The sequence below is a fragment of the Pseudomonas sp. PHC1 genome (assembly GCF_046487845.1).
Classification (GTDB): Bacteria; Pseudomonadota; Gammaproteobacteria; order Pseudomonadales; family Pseudomonadaceae; genus Aquipseudomonas; species Aquipseudomonas sputi.
The window spans coordinates 141267-157398 of the sequence record NZ_JBJXHJ010000009.1 but is presented as its reverse complement, the minus strand read 5'-3'; the positions used below and the strand labels follow the sequence as shown (position 1 = coordinate 157398).

Genomic DNA, 16132 nt, shown 5'->3' with positions numbered 1-16132 from the left:
GAGCTCTCCGGATGCCGCCCTTTTTTGTGCAAGAGCATTATGCAAAGCAGCAGCAACCTATTTCCTGTCGCCCTGATCAGCGCCGAGCGACGCGGTGATCTGAGCGAAGACGTTTATCGTTTGAAACCGGGCAACAGCCCTGACTGGTCCGTGGAGATCGCGGTGACCCGTCTCGGTATGGCCGATGAGCCGGCGTCGCGCGGCGTGCCGGTGATCTTGCTGCACGGCAGTTTTTCCAATCGGCGCTTCTGGTTCTCGCCGAAGGGCCTGGGCCTGGGCGCGTATCTGACGCGTCTGGGTTTCGATGTGTGGATCCCGGAAATGCGCGGTCACGGTCTGTCCCGGCGCAACGAGGACTACCGTCGCAACCGGGTCGCCGACTACGCCCGTTACGATCTGCCGGCGATCGCGGCGTTCGTCCGAGAGCAGAGCGGGCAGATTCCGCACTGGATCGGCCACTCGCTGGGAGGCATCACGCTGGCGGCTGCGCTGGGCGGCGAATACCTTGGCGAGCCTGCGGTTGCGTCGGCGGCGTTTTTCGGCACCCAGGTCAGCCGTACTTACTGGCCGCTGAAGATTCCGCCGGTGGAGTGGAGCGGGCGCTTCATTCTCAAGCGTTTTGCCCAGTTGTCCGGCTCGCGGCTCAAGCGCGGCCCCGAGGACGAGCCGATCGGCCTGGCGCTGGAAAGCATGCGCTGGTACGGGCTGTTCGGCCGTTTTGGCGACAAGGACAAGGATTGGTGGGCCGGCCTTGCCGATGTGCAGGTGCCGGTGCTGGCAGTGAGCGCGGCGGGGGATCATCAGGATCCGGCCTGGGCGTGCCGGAAGCTGTTCGAACAGATCGGTTCCGAGCACAAGCAGTTCATCAACCTGGGCCGTGAGCAGGGTTTCAACGATCAGTTCGGGCATGTCGAGATGCTGGTCAGCAAGGCGGCGCAGGCTGAGGTCTGGCCACTGGTGGCGCGTTGGCTGGCGGATCAGCACACGCCGTTGCTCGGCGAGAAGCCGGATCTGGCGACAGCGGTGTAGGCGAAGTGCCCTGAAAAGAGCATTTCGTTCGAATCGGCTTGCGGCTAAGATATGACGCTATGGACGGTTCTGGTCATATTTGGTGACTGTTTCGCTATTACGTTTCAGCCTGTGTTCAGGTTCGTTCAGCGACCATGACATGGGCTAAGGTAAACAGCGACCGTTGGGACTCGTTTCAAAAGAGTGCGACATCCTTGATCGTTTTCCTTGTTACAGGAGTTTTTCGATGAACCATTACCTTACGCCTGACCTGTGCGACGCCTATCCGGAGCTGGTCCAGGTGCTGGAACCGATGTTCAGCAATTTCGGCGGCCGTGATTCGTTCGGCGGCGAAATCGTGACCATCAAGTGCTTCGAAGACAACTCGCTGGTCAAGGAACAAGCGGAACTCAAGGGTAACGGCAAAGTGCTGGTGGTCGATGGCGGTGGTTCGCTGCGCTGCGCGCTGCTGGGCGATATGATCGCCGAGAAAGCCTCGAAAAACGGGTGGGAAGGGCTGGTGATTTATGGCTGCATCCGTGATGTGGATGTCATCGCTCAGACCGATCTCGGCGTTCAGGCGTTGGCCAGCCATCCGAAAAAGACTGACAAACGCGGTCTCGGCGACCTCAACGTACCCGTGACTTTCGCGGGCGTCACTTTCCAGCCCGGCCAGTACCTCTATGCGGACAACAACGGCGTGATCATCTCGCCAAGCCCGCTGAAAATGCCTGAATAAATCGCGGTAACCACAGGGGTGAGGATGTTCGAGGAAGAAAACGCGCAATGGGGGCTGGTGCATGCCCTGGTGCTGGACGGTAAAGGCGGTGCGCGTTCGATAGCCCGGACTGATCTCGACGATTTGCAGCTGCAGGCCCATGAAAGCCTGTGGTTGCATTGGGATCGCAGTCACCCGCAGACCCAGACCTGGCTGCGCAAATCCAGTGGGCTCAACGAGTTCACCTGCGACCTGCTGCTGGAAGAAAACACCCGTCCACGTCTGTTGCCGCTGCCGGACTCCGAGCTGTTGCTGTTTTTGCGCGGGGTCAATCTCAACCCGGGCGCCGAGCCGGAAGACATGGTGTCAGTGCGGATTTTTGCCTCGGCCCGGCGGGTGATTTCCCTGCGCTTGCGTCCATTGCGCGCCACCGATGAATTATTGGTGATGCTGGGTGAGGGCAAGGGGCCGAAAACCTCGTCCGAACTGATGCTTTATCTGGCGCAATTCCTCACCAACAAGGTGCAGGATCTTGTGACTTGCCTCTCCGAAGTGGTCGATGAAGAGGAAGAAAAACTGGATGCCGACGAACGGTATACTCCGGAGCATGGCGCCATTTTGCACATCCGTCGCCGGGCCGCCGGACTGAAGCGTTTTCTGGCACCGCAACGGGATATTTTCGGACAACTGACGCGAATAAAACTGCCGTGGTTCGTCGATGACGATGCCGACTACTGGAACGAATTGAATAACAGCCTGACTCGTTATCTCGAAGAGCTCGAATTGACTCGGGAGCGTGTGGGGCTTGTGCTGGAGGCCGAAGACCGGCGCCTGAGCGTGCACATGAATCGCACGATGTATCGTTTCGGGATCATCACCTGCATCTTCTTGCCGATGAGTTTTATTACCGGTCTGTTGGGCATAAACGTTGGCGGAATACCGTTCGCCAGCAGCCCTTATGGTTTCCTGATCGCTTGCCTGACAGTGCTCGCCCTGGCGCTCGGCCAGTGGTGGTTGTTCCGCCGATTGCGCTGGGTCTGACGATGCACCATGTGACCCGACCAAATTTGCCCGCGTCTTTCACAGACATCACGAGAGGTGCGTATGCACGATCCGTTTGAACAGTCTTTGCGCGACATGCTCAACGCCTCGCCGTCCGGTCGCGACGACGATGCCTGCCTGGGCCGCGTACTCAAAACCGCCAACCGCCAGGTGGGTGCCGGCGATCTCTTCAGCCTGCTGGGCCGCTGGCTGCCCGCGCTTATGATCGCCCTGAACAACGGCTCGGCCCATGTCGCGCCGGTCTCCCGTCTCCGTAAACCTACCGCTCGCACTGCTGATAAGGCTGATTGAATATGGAACTTGATCTCTGGACTCAGAGCCTCGTCACTGCAATGACTGCGTTGTGGACCAAAGTCGCTAACTTCATTCCGAACCTGTTCGGCGCACTGGTTGTGCTGCTGTTGGGTTTCGTCGTGGCCAAGCTGCTCGATACCTTGCTGTCCAAACTGCTGGCCAAACTGGGTCTCGATCGCCTGATGGGCGGCACCGGCCTGACCAAATTGATGTCCCGCGCCGGGCTGCAAGTGCCGATCTCCACGTTGATCGGCAAAATCGTCTATTGGTTCGTTCTGCTGATTTTTCTTGTTTCTGCAGCAGAATCCCTTGGACTTGAGCGAGTTTCAGCTACGCTTGACATGCTGGCGCTGTATTTACCGAAAGTATTCGGTGCCGCGCTGGTGTTGCTTGTGGGTGTCCTGCTTGCGCAACTGGCCAACGGCCTGGTACGCGGGGCGGCAGAAGGCGTAGGCCTGGACTACGCTTCAGGACTTGGGCGAATTGCCCAGGGCCTGGTAATCATCATCAGCATTTCGGTCGCGATCAGTCAGCTGGAGGTCAAGACCGACCTGCTGAACCATGTGATCGTCATCGTATTGATTACCGTTGGTCTGGCGGTTGCGCTGGCGATGGGTTTGGGAAGCCGGGAAATTGCCGGTCAGATTCTTGCGGGAATCTATGTGCGTGAGTTGTATCAGGTTGGGCAACAAGTGCGTATTGGCGAGGTCGAAGGCCAGATCGAAGAGATCGGCACGGTTAAGACCACATTGCTGACCGATGAGGGTGAGCTAGTCTCTCTCTCCAATCGGATCCTGCTGGAACAGCATGTGAGTAGCCGCTAACCCGGCAAACCCTGCTAATGTATGCCGCCGCAAAATGCCAGCCGTCGCTGGCTGCGGTGGACATTGACCTGACTGTCGGCACGACTTGTTTTGAATAAAGCCCAAACGCTATCCACGCGCTACGACCCCCGCGAGCTCTCTGATGAGGAGTTGGTCGCGCGCTCGCATACCGAGCTTTTTCACGTGACGCGCGCGTACGAAGAACTGATGCGGCGTTACCAGCGGACATTATTTAATGTTTGTGCGCGATATCTCGGGAACGATCGCGACGCAGACGATGTCTGTCAGGAAGTGATGTTGAAGGTGCTGTACGGCCTGAAGAACTTCGAGGGGAAATCGAAGTTCAAGACATGGCTATACAGCATCACTTACAACGAATGCATCACACAGTATCGGAAGGAACGGCGAAAGCGTCGCTTGATGGACGCACTGAGTCTTGACCCTCTCGAGGAAGCGTCCGAAGAAAAGGCGCCGAAACCCGAGGAGAAGGGCGGACTGGATCGCTGGCTGGTGTATGTGAACCCGATTGACCGGGAAATTCTGGTGCTACGATTTGTCGCAGAGCTGGAGTTTCAGGAGATCGCAGACATCATGCACATGGGTTTGAGTGCGACAAAAATGCGTTACAAGCGTGCTCTTGATAAATTGCGTGAGAAATTTGCAGGTATTGCTGAAACTTAGTTCGGCGCAAATATCTCTTACGTGTAGGCAAGTTCTGATAGACTTGCCGCCGAGTTGTCCCCCGGTTTGCGGGACTGCTTCACAATCACCAGATGGGGATTTAACGGATGAAACTGAAAAACACCTTGGGCTTGGCCATTGGTTCTTTGATTGCCGCCACTTCTTTCGGCGCTCTGGCACAAGGCCAAGGCGCAGTTGAAATCGAAGGCTTCGCAAAGAAAGAACAATTCGACAGCGCTCGTGACTTCAAGAACAACGGCAACCTGTTCGGCGGTTCGGTCGGTTACTTCCTGACCGACGACGTTGAACTGCGTCTGGCCTACGACGAAGTGCACAACGTACGTGCTGACGATGGCAAGAACGTCAAGGGCGCCAACACCGCTCTGGACGCTCTGTACCACTTCAACAACCCAGGCGACATGCTGCGTCCATACGTTTCGGCCGGTTTCTCTGACCAGAGCATCGACCAGAACGGTTCGAACGGTCGTAACCGTTCCACCTTCGCCAACCTGGGCGCTGGTGCCAAGCTGTACTTCACCGACAACTTCTACGCCCGTGCTGGCGTTGAAGCTCAGTACAACATCGACCAGGGCGACACCGAGTGGGCTCCTAGCGTCGGTATCGGTGTGAACTTCGGTGGCGGCTCCAAGCCAGCTGCTGCTCCAGTTCCAGCACCCGCTGAAGTCTGCTCCGACAGCGACAACGACGGCGTGTGCGACAACGTTGACAAGTGCCCGGACACCCCAGCCAACGTAACTGTTGACGCTGATGGCTGCCCTGCAGTTGCCGAAGTTGTTCGTGTTGAGCTGGACGTGAAGTTCGACTTCGACAAGTCGGTTGTGAAGCCAAACAGCTACGGCGACATCAAAAACTTGGCTGACTTCATGAAGCAGTACCCATCCACCACCACTACTGTTGAAGGTCACACTGACTCCGTCGGTCCTGACGCTTACAACCAGAAACTGTCCGAGCGTCGTGCAAACGCCGTTAAGCAAGTTCTGACCAACCAGTACGGTGTTGAATCGTCCCGCGTCAACTCTGTTGGCTACGGCGAGTCCCGCCCAGTTGCCGACAACGCTACTGACGCTGGCCGCGCTGTTAACCGTCGCGTAGAAGCGCAGGTTGAAGCTCAAGCTAAGTAATTAGCTGCCGCTGCGAGAAAAGCCCGGCTCAGGCCGGGCTTTTCTTTGCCTGCGATTTGATGAAACCAGAGCTTGTCAGGCCAGTCGATCGGCTGCCCAGTCAATCGAATCGACCTGGGTCGCAGCGGCTGCGACGGCGCCTATGACCAGAATCGCAGGGCTCCTGAGCTGGAAGCCAAGGGCATCGTCTTCCATCGCTGTCAGATCGCTGCGGCATTCGCGCTGTTCTGGCAACGAGGCATTCTCGATCATTGCCACCGGCGTATCCGCCGCCATCCCCCCCGCCAACAACTGCTCGCGAATCTCGCCGAGCTTCGCCACCCCCATGTAAATCACCAGCGTCGTGCCGCCCTGCGCCAAGGCCCGCCAGTTCAACTGGCTGTCGTCCTGGGTATGGGCCGTGACCAGCGTCACGCCCCGTGCGACGCCGCGCAATGTCAGCGGAATATCGCACTGGGTCGCGCCGGCCAGTCCGGCGGTGATGCCATTGACCAGTTCCACCTCGACCCCGCGCTCGCGCAACCACTGCGCTTCCTCGCCCCCGCGCCCGAAAATGCACGGGTCACCGCCCTTGAGCCGCACCACGCATTTGCCCTGACGGGCGTAACGCAACATTAACCGATGAATGAACGCCTGGGGCGTCGAGCGGCAGCCGCCGCGTTTGCCGACCGCGATGATCCGCGCAGCCGGGCAATGCTCCAGCACCGCTTCATTGACCAGATCATCGATCAGCACCACCTCGGCTTCGCGCAAGGCCCGCACCGCTTTGAGCGTCAGCAGTTCCGGATCACCGGGACCCGCGCCCACCAGCCAGACTTTCGCGTTCATGGTGTTTTCCTCTTCAGATGACGGCGACCGGACGCACTTCAGCGGCCAGCAAACGCTTGATTTCCGGGACGCAGGAACCGCATTGCGTGCCGCACCCCAATGTATTTTTCAAACCCTGCAGATCCAGACCTTCACGGATACCGGCGCAGACCGCGCTGTGGCTGACGTTCTTGCAGTTGCACAGGGTCTTGTCCGCCACAACCTGCGCGCCGGCATTGCCCGGCGGTGCACTCATCGGTGCCAGCAGCCAGCGCCGCAGTTGTTCGTCGGCGCGGCCTTCCAGCCACAGACCTTGCAACCAGTGCTGGGCGAGGGTTTCACCGGCCAGGCGGATCGCGGTGATTCGTCCGTTTTCGATGCGCACCCGTTTGCCGATGGCGCGGCGAGGATCGTCATAAGCCAGCACCGGCCCGTCGATCAGGGCCAGGCACTGGTCGATTTCACCCAGCAATCGCGGCTCGGGTGCCACGGCGCTGGCTGCGCGTATCAGCAACGCAGGCCGTTCACGTCCGACAAGGCTGAGACTTGCGTAGGAAAACGCCTCACAGAGCGGTCGAAGTGCCTCTAAATGCCGTTGAACATCGCCCTCGATCAGTGCGAACAGTTGCCATGGCAAGTCCACCGATTCCAGCCGCACACCGCTGTGCTTGAGTTCCGGTTGTTTCGACAAAGGATCGAAGGCGGGCAGGGTCAGGCTGTTCACGCCGCCCTTGAGGAAACGATCGCCCCAGTGCATCGGCAGGAATGCCTGGCCCGGACGCACACTGTCATCGCTGGCGACCGCCACGATCACCGCGCCCCGACGACTTTTCAGGTTCACCAGATCCCCCGGCTGCAAGCGGTGGCGGCGCAATTCGTCCGGGTGCAGGCTCAACGCCGCTTCACTGACATGGCCGAATAACTGCGCCGCCGTTCCGGTGCGGCTCATACCGTGCCATTGATCACGCAGGCGACCGGTGATCAGGGTCAGTGGAAAGCGCGCGTCGCGTTGTTCCTTGGCGGCGCGATAGGGATCGGCAACGAATCGCGCGCGCCCGTTCGCTGTAGGAAAGATCCCGTCGCCATACAACCGGGCTGTGCCTTGGCGAGCGCCAGCGGGGAAGGGCCATTGCTGTGGCCCCAGCTCATCAATCAACTGATGGCTGATCCCGGACAAATCCAGATCGCGCCCCCGGGTCAGTTGTTTGTATTCGTCAAACAGTTGCGCCGATTGCTCGAAGGCAAACAGACCCGGTTGTTGCGGGCGCAGACGTTTCTCAAGGCGTTGTGCGAAATCTACCGTGATCGCCCAGTCCGGGCGCGCTTCACCCGGTGCGGCAATGGCCTGGCGGACGTGGGAAATCCGCCGCTCGGAGTTGGTTACCGAGCCTTCCTTCTCGCCCCAACTGGCCGCCGGCAGCAACAGATCGGCAAACGCGGCGGTTTCGGTGGTGCGAAACGCCTCCTGCAACACTACGAACGGGCAAGCCTCCAGCGCGGCGCGCACGGCGTTCTGGTCCGGCATCGATTGCGCGGGGTTGGTGCAGGCAATCCACAACGCCTTGATCTGGCCGCTGCGCACCTGTTCAAACAGTTCGATGGCGCTGAGACCTGTATTTTCCGGCAGCTTATCCACACCCCAATACGCCGCCACTTCGGCACGGTGCTCCGGGTTGGCCACTTCACGATGCCCGGGCAACAGATTGGACAGACTGCCGGTTTCGCGTCCGCCCATGGCATTTGGCTGACCGGTCAGGGAGAAAGGTCCTGCACCCGGCCGGCCGATTTGCCCGGTGGCCAGGTGCAGATTGATCAGCGCGCTGTTCTTTGCACTACCGGCGGTGGACTGGTTCAGGCCCATGCACCACAGCGACAGAAAACTCGGTGAAGTGCCGATCCATTCGGCGCATTGCTGCAACTGCTCGACACTGATCCCGCACAGCTGCGAAACCATCGCCGGGGTGTAATCGCGCACCAGGCTTTTCAGCTCGGCGAGGCCATCGGTGTGGGCCTGGATGAAGTCGCGGTCGATCCAGTCTTCCCACAACAGCAGATGCAAAATCCCATGGAACAACGCGACATCGGTGCCCGGCAGAATCGCCAGATGCAGGTCGGCCAGGTCGCAGGTGTCGGTGCGCCGTGGGTCGATGACGATGACTTTCATCTGCGGGCGGTGGGATTTGGCTTCTTCGAGGCGGCGAAAAAGCACCGGATGAGCGTAGGCCATGTTGCTGCCGACGATCACCACGCAATCGCTCAACTCCAGGTCTTCGTAGCTGCACGGTGGTGCGTCGGCGCCGAGGCTGCGCTTGTAGCCGACCACTGCGGAAGACATGCACAGCCGCGAATTGCTGTCGATGTTATTGGTGCCGACCAGCGCCCGCGCCAGTTTGTTGAAAGCGTAGTAATCCTCGGTCAGCAACTGCCCGGAGATGTAGAACGCCACGCTGTCCGGGCCGTGTTCGGCGATGGTGTCGGCGAACACGTTGGCGGCATGTTCCAGCGCGGTGTCCCAGTCGCAACGACTGCGCGTCAGGGCTTTGCCCAGGCGCAATTCCGGGTACAGCGCTCGGGCCGCCAGGTCGCCGGTCAGGTGCAGGGTCGAGCCTTTGCTGCACAGTTTGCCGAAGTTGGCCGGATGCGCCGGATCGCCGCTGACGCCGAGAATGCGCTCGCCGTCATGCTCGATCAGCACGCCGCAGCCGACCCCGCAATAGCAGCAGGTCGAGGCGGTCGTCTGGCGGTTCATCAGACGGCATCCCGCAGGGCCAGTTGCACGCGGCCGTTTTCGACCCGGGCCGGGTGATGGTGCGCGCAGCCGACGTCCGGCGCCTGGGCTTCGCCGGATTGCAGGTCGATCTGCCAGTTGTGCAGCGGGCAGGCGACACGCTTGCCGTAGATCAGTCCTTGGGACAATGGGCCGCCCTTGTGCGGGCAGCGGTCATCGAGTGCGAAAACTTCGTCGTCGCTTGTGCGAAAGATCGCAATGTCACCCTTGGGGCCGGCGATGATCCGCGAACCGAGTGCGTTGATCTCTTCCAGGGCACAGATATCGAGCCAGTTCATGCCGGCACCTCCAGGTTTTTCACAGGGATCACGTCGAATTCTTTCTTCAGTTGCGGCTGCGCCAGGCGCTCTTTCCACGGGTCCTGTTCGAACGACAGGGAGAATTGCAGGCGCTCGTTCAGTGCTTTGCGGCGCTCGGGATCTTCCAGCACGGCTTTCTTGATGTGCTCCATGCCGACCCGTTGCAGGTAGTGCACGGTGCGTTCGAGGTAGAAGGCTTCTTCGCGGTACAGCTGCAGGAACGCGCCGTTGTATTCGCGCACTTCCTCGGCGGTCTTGAGCTTGACGAAGAACTCGGCGACTTCGGTCTTGATCCCGCCGTTGCCGCCGATGTACATCTCCCAGCCGGAATCGACGCCGATAATTCCCACGTCCTTGATCCCCGCTTCCGAACAGTTGCGCGGGCATCCAGAGACCGCCAGCTTCACTTTGTGCGGCGACCACATGTTGAACAGGTCGTGTTCGAGGTCGATGCCCAGCTGGGTCGAATTCTGCGTGCCGAAGCGGCAGAACTCGCTGCCGACGCAGGTTTTCACGGTGCGGATCGATTTGCCGTAGGCGTGGCCGGACGGCATGTCGAGGTCTTTCCACACGCCGGGCAGGTCCTGTTTCTTGATCCCCAGCAGGTCGATGCGCTGGCCGCCGGTGACCTTGACCATCGGCACCTGATATTTGTCCGCCACGTCGGCGATCCGTCGCAGTTCCGACGGATTGGTCACGCCGCCCCACATCCGTGGCACCACCGAATAGGTGCCGTCCTTCTGGATGTTGGCGTGGGCCCGCTCGTTGATCAGGCGCGACTGCGGATCGTCCTTGGCTTCGCCGGGCCAGGTGGAAATCAGGTAGTAGTTGAGGGCCGGGCGGCAGGTGGCGCAACCGTTCGGAGTGCGCCAGTTGAGGTAGCTCATGGTGCCGGCGATGGTCAGCAGGTGCTGTTCGCGGATGGCCTGGCGAATCTGGCCGTGGTTGAGGTCGCTGCAACCGCAGATGGCTTTTTCGCTTTTCGGTTTGACGTCCGCCGCGCCGCCGACGGTGTTGATCAGGATCTGCTCGACCAGCCCGGCGCAGGAACCGCAGGAACTGGCGGCCTTGGTGTGTTTCTTCACTTCGTCGACGCTGAACAGGCCGTGTTCCTGAATCGCCTTGACGATGGTGCCCTTGCACACGCCGTTGCAGCCGCAGACTTCGGCGTTGTCGGCCATGCTCATGGCTTTGTCCTGGCCCTGATGTCCTACGTCACCCAAGGCATGCTCCATAGAAGAAGAGCCGCCGAACATCAGGTGATCGCGGATCTGCCGAATGTCGTGATTCTCACGAATCTGCCGGAAATACCAACCGCCATCTGCCGTATCGCCGTACAGACAGGCGCCGACCAAAACGTCATCCTTGATCACCAGTTTTTTGTACACCCCGCCGATCGGGTCGGAGAGGGTGATGGTTTCGGTGCCTTCGCCGCCCATGAAGTCGCCGGCGGAAAACAGGTCGATGCCGGTGACCTTCAATTTGGTCGATGTCACCGAGCCCTGATAACGGGCGAAACCCAGTTGCGCCAGGTGGTTGGCGCAGACCTTGGCCTGTTCGAACAACGGTGCGACCAGGCCGTAAGCGATGCCGCGATGGCTGGCGCATTCGCCGATGGCATAGATGCGTGGGTCGTAGGTTTGCAGGGTGTCGTTGACCAGAATCCCGCGGTTGCACGGGATGCCGGCTTTTTCCGCGAGTTCGGTGTTGGGGCGAATGCCGGCAGCCATCACTACCAGATCGGCAGGAATGATGTCGCCGTTCTTGAACTGCACCGAGCCGACCCGACCATTGCCGGCGTCGTGCAGGGCCTGGGTCTGCTCGCTCAGGCGAAAGTGCAGGCCGCGGGCTTCGAGGGCGGTTTGCAGGAGCTGGCCGCTGGTCTTGTCCAGTTGCCGCTCCAGCAGCCACTCACCAAGGTGCACCACGGTGACGTGCATGCCGCGCAGCATCAGGCCGTTGGCCGCTTCGAGGCCGAGCAGGCCGCCGCCGATCACCACGGCGTGTTTGTGGGTTTTGGCGGTGTCGATCATGGCCTGGGTGTCGGCGATGTCGCGGTAGCCGATCACGCCCTGCAACGTGTTGCCGGGGATTGGCAGGATGAACGGGGTCGAGCCGGTGGCGATCAGCAGGCGATCGTATTCGGCCTCGGTGCCGTCTTCGGCGATCACCCGGCGCTTGACCCGGTCGATCTCCACGACTTTGCGGTTGAGCAGCAGTTTGATGCCGTTTTCCAAATACCAGTCGAGGTCGTTCAGCACGATCTCTTCGAAGGTCTGCTCGCCGGCCAATACCGGCGACAACAGGATGCGGTTGTAGTTGGTGTGCGGTTCGGCGCCGAAGACCGTGATGTCGTACAGCTCGTTGCTCAGCTTGAGCAATTCTTCCAGGGTGCGGACCCCGGCCATGCCATTGCCGATCATCACCAGTTTGAGTTTTTTCATCAGGTTCTCCGGGAGCATCGGGCTTGCCTCTTGTGGGCAGTCAGGCCTTGCTCGACAAAAATGGCGCAAACAAAAAAGGCGTCCCGCCAGTTACCTAGCGAGGACGCCTTTGTCCTTGTCCCGTTCTCTCGGGAAGCCTGGCCTTCGTCGTTGAAGGTCGGGCTTTATGTCAGTTGAAAACGGTAATGCAGTGGTTGTGCCAAGTCGCGGCGGGCCGCGAATTCACTGGGGTAATGCTGGAATTGGCCAGATGTTCGTTGTGGTTTTTGCACTGAATGGAAGCAGTCTGCACGTTAATGGAGCGATGTTCTGACCCTGTAGGTCAGCCATGAAACAACAGCAACAGCAGCACCAGATTGCCCAGCATTGCCAGCAACGCCAACGTCCGCCAGACCTTCAGCGGCTCGCGTTCCAGCAAGGGGCGAGGGCGCACACTCAGGCTGCGGCGCTCACCTTGCTCCAGAATCAGTAACCATTGCTCGGCGGTTTCATAGCGTTGCAAAGGATCGGCTGAGACCCCGCGTTCCAGACACTGCGCCAGCCACTCCGGCAGATCCGGGCGGTAGCGACCGGCACTCACCGGCACCCCGAAACGCGGGCGCTGGAACGCTTCGATCTCGCCGTAGGGAAAATGCCCCGTGAGCAAGAAATACAGAGTCACGCCTACCGCATACAGATCCTGTTGTGCGCCGGGTGCTGCGCCCTGAAAGGCTTCCGGCGCGATGTAGCTCGGCGTTCCGGGCAAGCTTGACGGTGCGTCCTGCGACAGGCCGGGGCAATACGCCAGACCGAAATCCAGCAGGCGCAATTCGCCGTCGTCTCCCAGATGCAGGTTTTCCGGTTTGATGTCGCGGTGCAGGATCTGCCGTCGATGCAGCAGGCCGACGGCCCGCAGCAGGCGTTCGGCCAGATCCTGCCATTGAGGCAGTGGCAGCGGGCCGCTTGGTTCGAACAGCTGCGCCAGGGTGGTCCCCGAATATTCACGCATCACGTAGTACAAATGCTGACGCTGAACGGCGCCATGGACTTCAGGGAAATGCCGCCCGGCGACCCGTTTGAGAAACCATTCCTCCGCCAGCAAGGCCTGGCCGGCCTGGGTATCGTCTGCCAGTTGTGCAGGCAAGGTCTTCAACAGCCACGCCTGGCCCTGACCATCGAGCACGCGATACAGCAACGATTGCTGACTCTGACTGATAACCTCTTGAACCCGCCAGCCTTCAAAGGCCTGACCCGGTTTCAGCGGCGGCGGAAGGGGCCATTGCTGCAGATGAATCAGCGCATCGCCGAGGCTGGCCTCGCCAACGGCATCCACTCGCACCAATAAAGCGCTGGCATTGTCCTGACTGCCTCCCAGATGCGCAGCGTTGACCAGCGTTTGCGCGGCGCTGTGCAGGTCCGGTTGATCGCGCAGAATCCCGGCGATGGCGGTATCGCCAAGCGCGGCCCACACGCCATCGCTGAGCAGCACGAAACATTCACCGTCACGCAGTTCGCCGTCGAGAAAGTCCAGCACCAGATGCTGATCCAGCCCCAGTGCGCGCTTGAGCACATGTTGCATGCCCGGTTGATCCCAGACGTGATCCTCGCTGATCCGCTGCAAGGTCTCGGCGTGCCAGCGATAGACCCGGCAATCGCCGACGTGCGCCAGGGTAAAGCGCCGGCCGCGCAGGACCAGCGCGCTGACCGTGGTAAGCAGCGGCTGGCCGCCACCGTTGGCCTGTAACCAGCGGTTTTGCGCGAGCAGCAGACGATCGAGGGCCTGGGCCACGCTCCAGGTTTCCGGGGTGGCGTAGTAGTCCAGCGCCAGCGCCTGCAAGGTCGAACGCGCGGCCAGACCACCATCGGCGCACTGGCTGACACCGTCGGCGATGGCGAACAGGAAACCCTTGCTGGCGGCCAGCGCCGGGGCCGGGGTCACCAGGCGCACGGCGTCCTGGTTTTCCGCGCGCGGGCCGGTGGCGCTGGCTTCGGCAAAGCTCAGTTGCAGAGCCATTCGGGCCTCAGACCCGGGCAGCGGTCACGGCCGCCGAACCCCAGGTGGTTCTCCAGCGACGTTTGACGCCATGCAAGCCAAACCACGCCAACACACCAAGGCTGGCGAACAGCCACAGCGCCAGTTGATAGCTGCCGGTGCTCTGTTTGATCGCGCCCATGCCCGCCGCCAGGGCAAAACCACCGATGCCGCCGGCCATGCCGATCAGCCCGGTCATCACGCCGATTTCGCGTCGAAAGCGCTGCGGCACCAGTTGGAACACCGCGCCGTTGCCCGCGCCGAGACCGAGCATGGTGCAGACGAACAGGGCCAGCGCCGCGTAGGAACTCGGCAGGTTGAAGCCGACTGCCGCGATGCAGACCGCCGCCACCGTGTACATCGCCAACAGTGTGCGAATACCACCGAAACGGTCAGCCAGCGCACCACCGAGGGGACGCATCAGGCTGCCACCGAACACGCAGGCCGCGGTGTAATAACCGGCGGTCACCGGGTTCAAGCCGTATTGATCGTTGAAGTAGCCGGGCAGGGCGCTGGCCAGACCGATGAAGCCGCCGAAGGTGACGCTGTAGAAAAACATGAACCACCAGCTGTCTCGGTCGCCCAGGGCCTTGAAGTAGTCGGCCATGGATTTGGCTTTTGGTCGCTCCGGTGCGTTTTTCGCCAGCCAGGCAAACAGCACCAGGGTCAGGATCAGCGGGATCAGGGCGAAACCGAACACATTGCTCCAGCCAAACGCCGCCGCCAGTACCGGGGCGATCAGCGCTGCAAACACGGTCCCGGAGTTGCCGGCCCCGGCGATGCCCATCGCCTTGCCCTGATGCTCCGGCGGATACCATTGCGAGGCCAGCGGCAGGGCCACGGCGAACGAGGCGCCGGCCATGCCGAGGAACAGACCGAGCAGCAAGGCCTGTTCGTAACTGTGGATGCCGAGTTTCCAGGCACCGAACAACGCGCAGATCACGATGACCTGGCCGATCAGCCCGGCGGTTTTCGGCGACAGGCGATCGGCGAGCATGCCCATCGCAAAACGCAGCACCGCGCCGGCCAGAATCGGCGTGGCCACCACCAGGCCACGCTGTTGGGTGGTCAGGTGCAAGTCACCGGCAATCTGCACCGCCAGCGGGCCGAGCAGGTACCAGACCATGAAGCTCAGGTCGAAATACAGGAAGGCCGCAAACAGGGTCGGGGTGTGGCCGGATTTCCAGAAGCTTTTATTCATCGCGCACCTCAGCTGTAGAGAATCTCGAAAAGGAATCAGAACCGCACAGTGGGGCGCCGCCACGGCCGCTCCACCGGCCCCGGGCTGTGGGGCCAAAACGCAAAAACGCCGCTACCCGGATCGCCGAAAGGGGCGAAGAAGGTGAGCGACGTCTTTGTCGTAGGTGGGGCAACCGCCGTTGGTTACCTGTAGGGATTACATAGCGAGATTTGTGCCAGATCGATGTGGCTGCATTCCCACGCGGAGCGTGGGAACGATTAAGGCAGGGCAGGGCTTCAGCCAAGCAGCTCGCTCATGGCGATGATCTGCTCCGCGACCTGGATCAGTTTCTGCTGGCGGCTCATGGCCTGGCGGCGCATCAGGGTATAGGCCTCTTCTTCGTTACAGTCCTTCATTTTCATCAACAGCCCCTTGGCCAGCTCGATGCGCTTGCGCTCGGCCAGTTGCTGGTCGCGGGCCTGAAGCTGGGCGCGCAGGGCCTGATCGCTCTCGAAGCGGGCCATGGCCACGTCGAGAATCGGCTGCAGGCGTTGTGCGTGAATGCCCTCGACGATGTAGGCACTGACCCCGGACTTGATCGCCTGACGCATCACGCCGGGGTCGTGCTCGTCGGTGAACATCACGATCGGTCGGGGCTGGTCGCGGCTGACCAATACCACTTGCTCCATCACATCGCGGCTCGGTGACTCGGTATCGATCAGAATCACGTCCGGACGCACCGTTTCGACGCGCGCCGGCAGGTCGATGGTCAGGCCCGACTCGTCGATCACTTCGAAACCGGCCTCGGTCAACGCAGCTTTCAGGCGCCCGACTTTTTTCGCGGTGTCGTTGATCAGCAGAATGCGCAGCATGT

Annotated in this window: 14 protein-coding genes; 7 read left to right on the top strand and 7 right to left on the bottom strand. The window is 60.9% G+C overall.

Annotation, left to right across the window (positions count from 1 at the left end):
- Positions 1 to 39 precede the first annotated feature (39 nt).
- The 7 genes from ACKJSM_RS14950 (at position 40) to ACKJSM_RS14920 (ending at position 5729) form a co-directional block, all read left to right on the top strand.
- Positions 40 to 1029: an alpha/beta fold hydrolase gene (locus ACKJSM_RS14950; protein WP_410238132.1), complete on the top strand. Its 990-nt coding sequence runs from the start codon at positions 40 to 42 to the stop codon at positions 1027 to 1029.
- Between the two features lie 226 nt (positions 1030 to 1255).
- The gene (gene rraA, locus ACKJSM_RS14945) at positions 1256 to 1747 is read left to right on the top strand and encodes a ribonuclease E activity regulator RraA (RefSeq protein WP_339489857.1); all 492 of its coding nucleotides are present in this window, start codon (positions 1256 to 1258) and stop codon (positions 1745 to 1747) included.
- Positions 1748 to 1771: 24 nt separating this feature from the next.
- Positions 1772 to 2767, top strand: coding sequence for a zinc transporter ZntB (locus ACKJSM_RS14940; RefSeq protein WP_410238130.1), 996 nt, complete (start codon positions 1772 to 1774; stop codon positions 2765 to 2767).
- Positions 2768 to 2830: 63 nt separating this feature from the next.
- Positions 2831 to 3079, top strand: coding sequence for a CrfX protein (locus tag ACKJSM_RS14935; protein WP_085700244.1), 249 nt, complete (start codon positions 2831 to 2833; stop codon positions 3077 to 3079).
- Positions 3080 to 3081: 2 nt separating this feature from the next.
- Positions 3082 to 3906, top strand: coding sequence for a mechanosensitive ion channel family protein (locus ACKJSM_RS14930; protein ID WP_007951987.1), 825 nt, complete (start codon positions 3082 to 3084; stop codon positions 3904 to 3906).
- Between the two features lie 90 nt (positions 3907 to 3996).
- The gene (gene sigX / locus ACKJSM_RS14925) at positions 3997 to 4587 is read left to right on the top strand and encodes an RNA polymerase sigma factor SigX (protein WP_011333251.1); all 591 of its coding nucleotides are present in this window, start codon (positions 3997 to 3999) and stop codon (positions 4585 to 4587) included.
- Between the two features lie 107 nt (positions 4588 to 4694).
- Positions 4695 to 5729 carry an OmpA family protein gene (locus ACKJSM_RS14920; protein WP_410238128.1) on the top strand — a complete coding sequence of 345 codons (1035 nt, stop codon included), beginning with the start codon at positions 4695 to 4697 and terminating at the stop codon, positions 5727 to 5729.
- A gap of 75 nt (positions 5730 to 5804) precedes the next feature.
- Here ACKJSM_RS14920 and cobA read toward each other — a convergent pair whose 3' ends face one another.
- From cobA to ACKJSM_RS14885, 7 genes are all read right to left on the bottom strand, one after another.
- On the bottom strand, positions 5805 to 6557 hold the full coding sequence (gene cobA / locus ACKJSM_RS14915) for a uroporphyrinogen-III C-methyltransferase (RefSeq protein ID WP_410238126.1): 753 nt from the start codon (positions 6555 to 6557) through the stop codon (positions 5805 to 5807).
- 13 nt (positions 6558 to 6570) lie between these two features.
- Positions 6571 to 9285: a molybdopterin-dependent oxidoreductase gene (locus ACKJSM_RS14910; RefSeq protein ID WP_410238124.1), complete on the bottom strand. Its 2715-nt coding sequence runs from the start codon at positions 9283 to 9285 to the stop codon at positions 6571 to 6573.
- The gene (nirD, locus tag ACKJSM_RS14905; RefSeq protein WP_007951992.1) at positions 9285 to 9602 is read right to left on the bottom strand and encodes a nitrite reductase small subunit NirD; all 318 of its coding nucleotides are present in this window, start codon (positions 9600 to 9602) and stop codon (positions 9285 to 9287) included. The genes ACKJSM_RS14910 and nirD overlap by 1 nt, the downstream gene beginning before the upstream one ends.
- Complete coding sequence (nirB, locus tag ACKJSM_RS14900) at positions 9599 to 12067, bottom strand: nitrite reductase large subunit NirB (RefSeq protein ID WP_410238122.1); 2469 nt, start codon at positions 12065 to 12067, stop codon at positions 9599 to 9601. Before nirB ends, nirD begins: the two co-directional genes overlap by 4 nt.
- A 322-nt stretch (positions 12068 to 12389) precedes the next feature.
- On the bottom strand, positions 12390 to 14060 hold the full coding sequence (locus tag ACKJSM_RS14895; RefSeq protein WP_410238121.1) for a protein kinase domain-containing protein: 1671 nt from the start codon (positions 14058 to 14060) through the stop codon (positions 12390 to 12392).
- Positions 14061 to 14067: 7 nt separating this feature from the next.
- Complete coding sequence (locus ACKJSM_RS14890; protein ID WP_236182580.1) at positions 14068 to 15279, bottom strand: nitrate/nitrite transporter; 1212 nt, start codon at positions 15277 to 15279, stop codon at positions 14068 to 14070.
- Positions 15280 to 15554: 275 nt separating this feature from the next.
- On the bottom strand, positions 15555 to 16130 hold the full coding sequence (locus tag ACKJSM_RS14885) for an ANTAR domain-containing response regulator (protein WP_007916390.1): 576 nt from the start codon (positions 16128 to 16130) through the stop codon (positions 15555 to 15557).
- Between the last annotated feature and the right edge of the window lie 2 nt (positions 16131 to 16132).

Bases quoted from the DNA above. Each gene is read 5' to 3' on its own strand.
- ACKJSM_RS14940 (WP_410238130.1), top strand. From the start codon at position 1,772: ATGTTCGAGGAAGAAAACGCGCAATGGGGGCTGGTGCATGCCCTGGTG.
- cobA (WP_410238126.1), bottom strand. From the start codon at position 6,557: ATGAACGCGAAAGTCTGGCTGGTGGGCGCGGGTCCCGGTGATCCGGAA.
- ACKJSM_RS14950 (WP_410238132.1), top strand. From the start codon at position 40: ATGCAAAGCAGCAGCAACCTATTTCCTGTCGCCCTGATCAGCGCCGAG.
- ACKJSM_RS14890 (WP_236182580.1), bottom strand. From the start codon at position 15,279: ATGAATAAAAGCTTCTGGAAATCCGGCCACACCCCGACCCTGTTTGCG.
- ACKJSM_RS14930 (WP_007951987.1), top strand. From the start codon at position 3,082: ATGGAACTTGATCTCTGGACTCAGAGCCTCGTCACTGCAATGACTGCG.
- nirD (WP_007951992.1), bottom strand. From the start codon at position 9,602: ATGAACTGGCTCGATATCTGTGCCCTGGAAGAGATCAACGCACTCGGT.
- ACKJSM_RS14935 (WP_085700244.1), top strand. From the start codon at position 2,831: ATGCACGATCCGTTTGAACAGTCTTTGCGCGACATGCTCAACGCCTCG.
- nirB (WP_410238122.1), bottom strand. From the start codon at position 12,067: ATGAAAAAACTCAAACTGGTGATGATCGGCAATGGCATGGCCGGGGTC.
- ACKJSM_RS14885 (WP_007916390.1), bottom strand. From the start codon at position 16,130: ATGCTGCGCATTCTGCTGATCAACGACACCGCGAAAAAAGTCGGGCGC.
- rraA (WP_339489857.1), top strand. From the start codon at position 1,256: ATGAACCATTACCTTACGCCTGACCTGTGCGACGCCTATCCGGAGCTG.
- ACKJSM_RS14910 (WP_410238124.1), bottom strand. From the start codon at position 9,285: ATGAACCGCCAGACGACCGCCTCGACCTGCTGCTATTGCGGGGTCGGC.
- ACKJSM_RS14920 (WP_410238128.1), top strand. From the start codon at position 4,695: ATGAAACTGAAAAACACCTTGGGCTTGGCCATTGGTTCTTTGATTGCC.
- ACKJSM_RS14895 (WP_410238121.1), bottom strand. From the start codon at position 14,060: ATGGCTCTGCAACTGAGCTTTGCCGAAGCCAGCGCCACCGGCCCGCGC.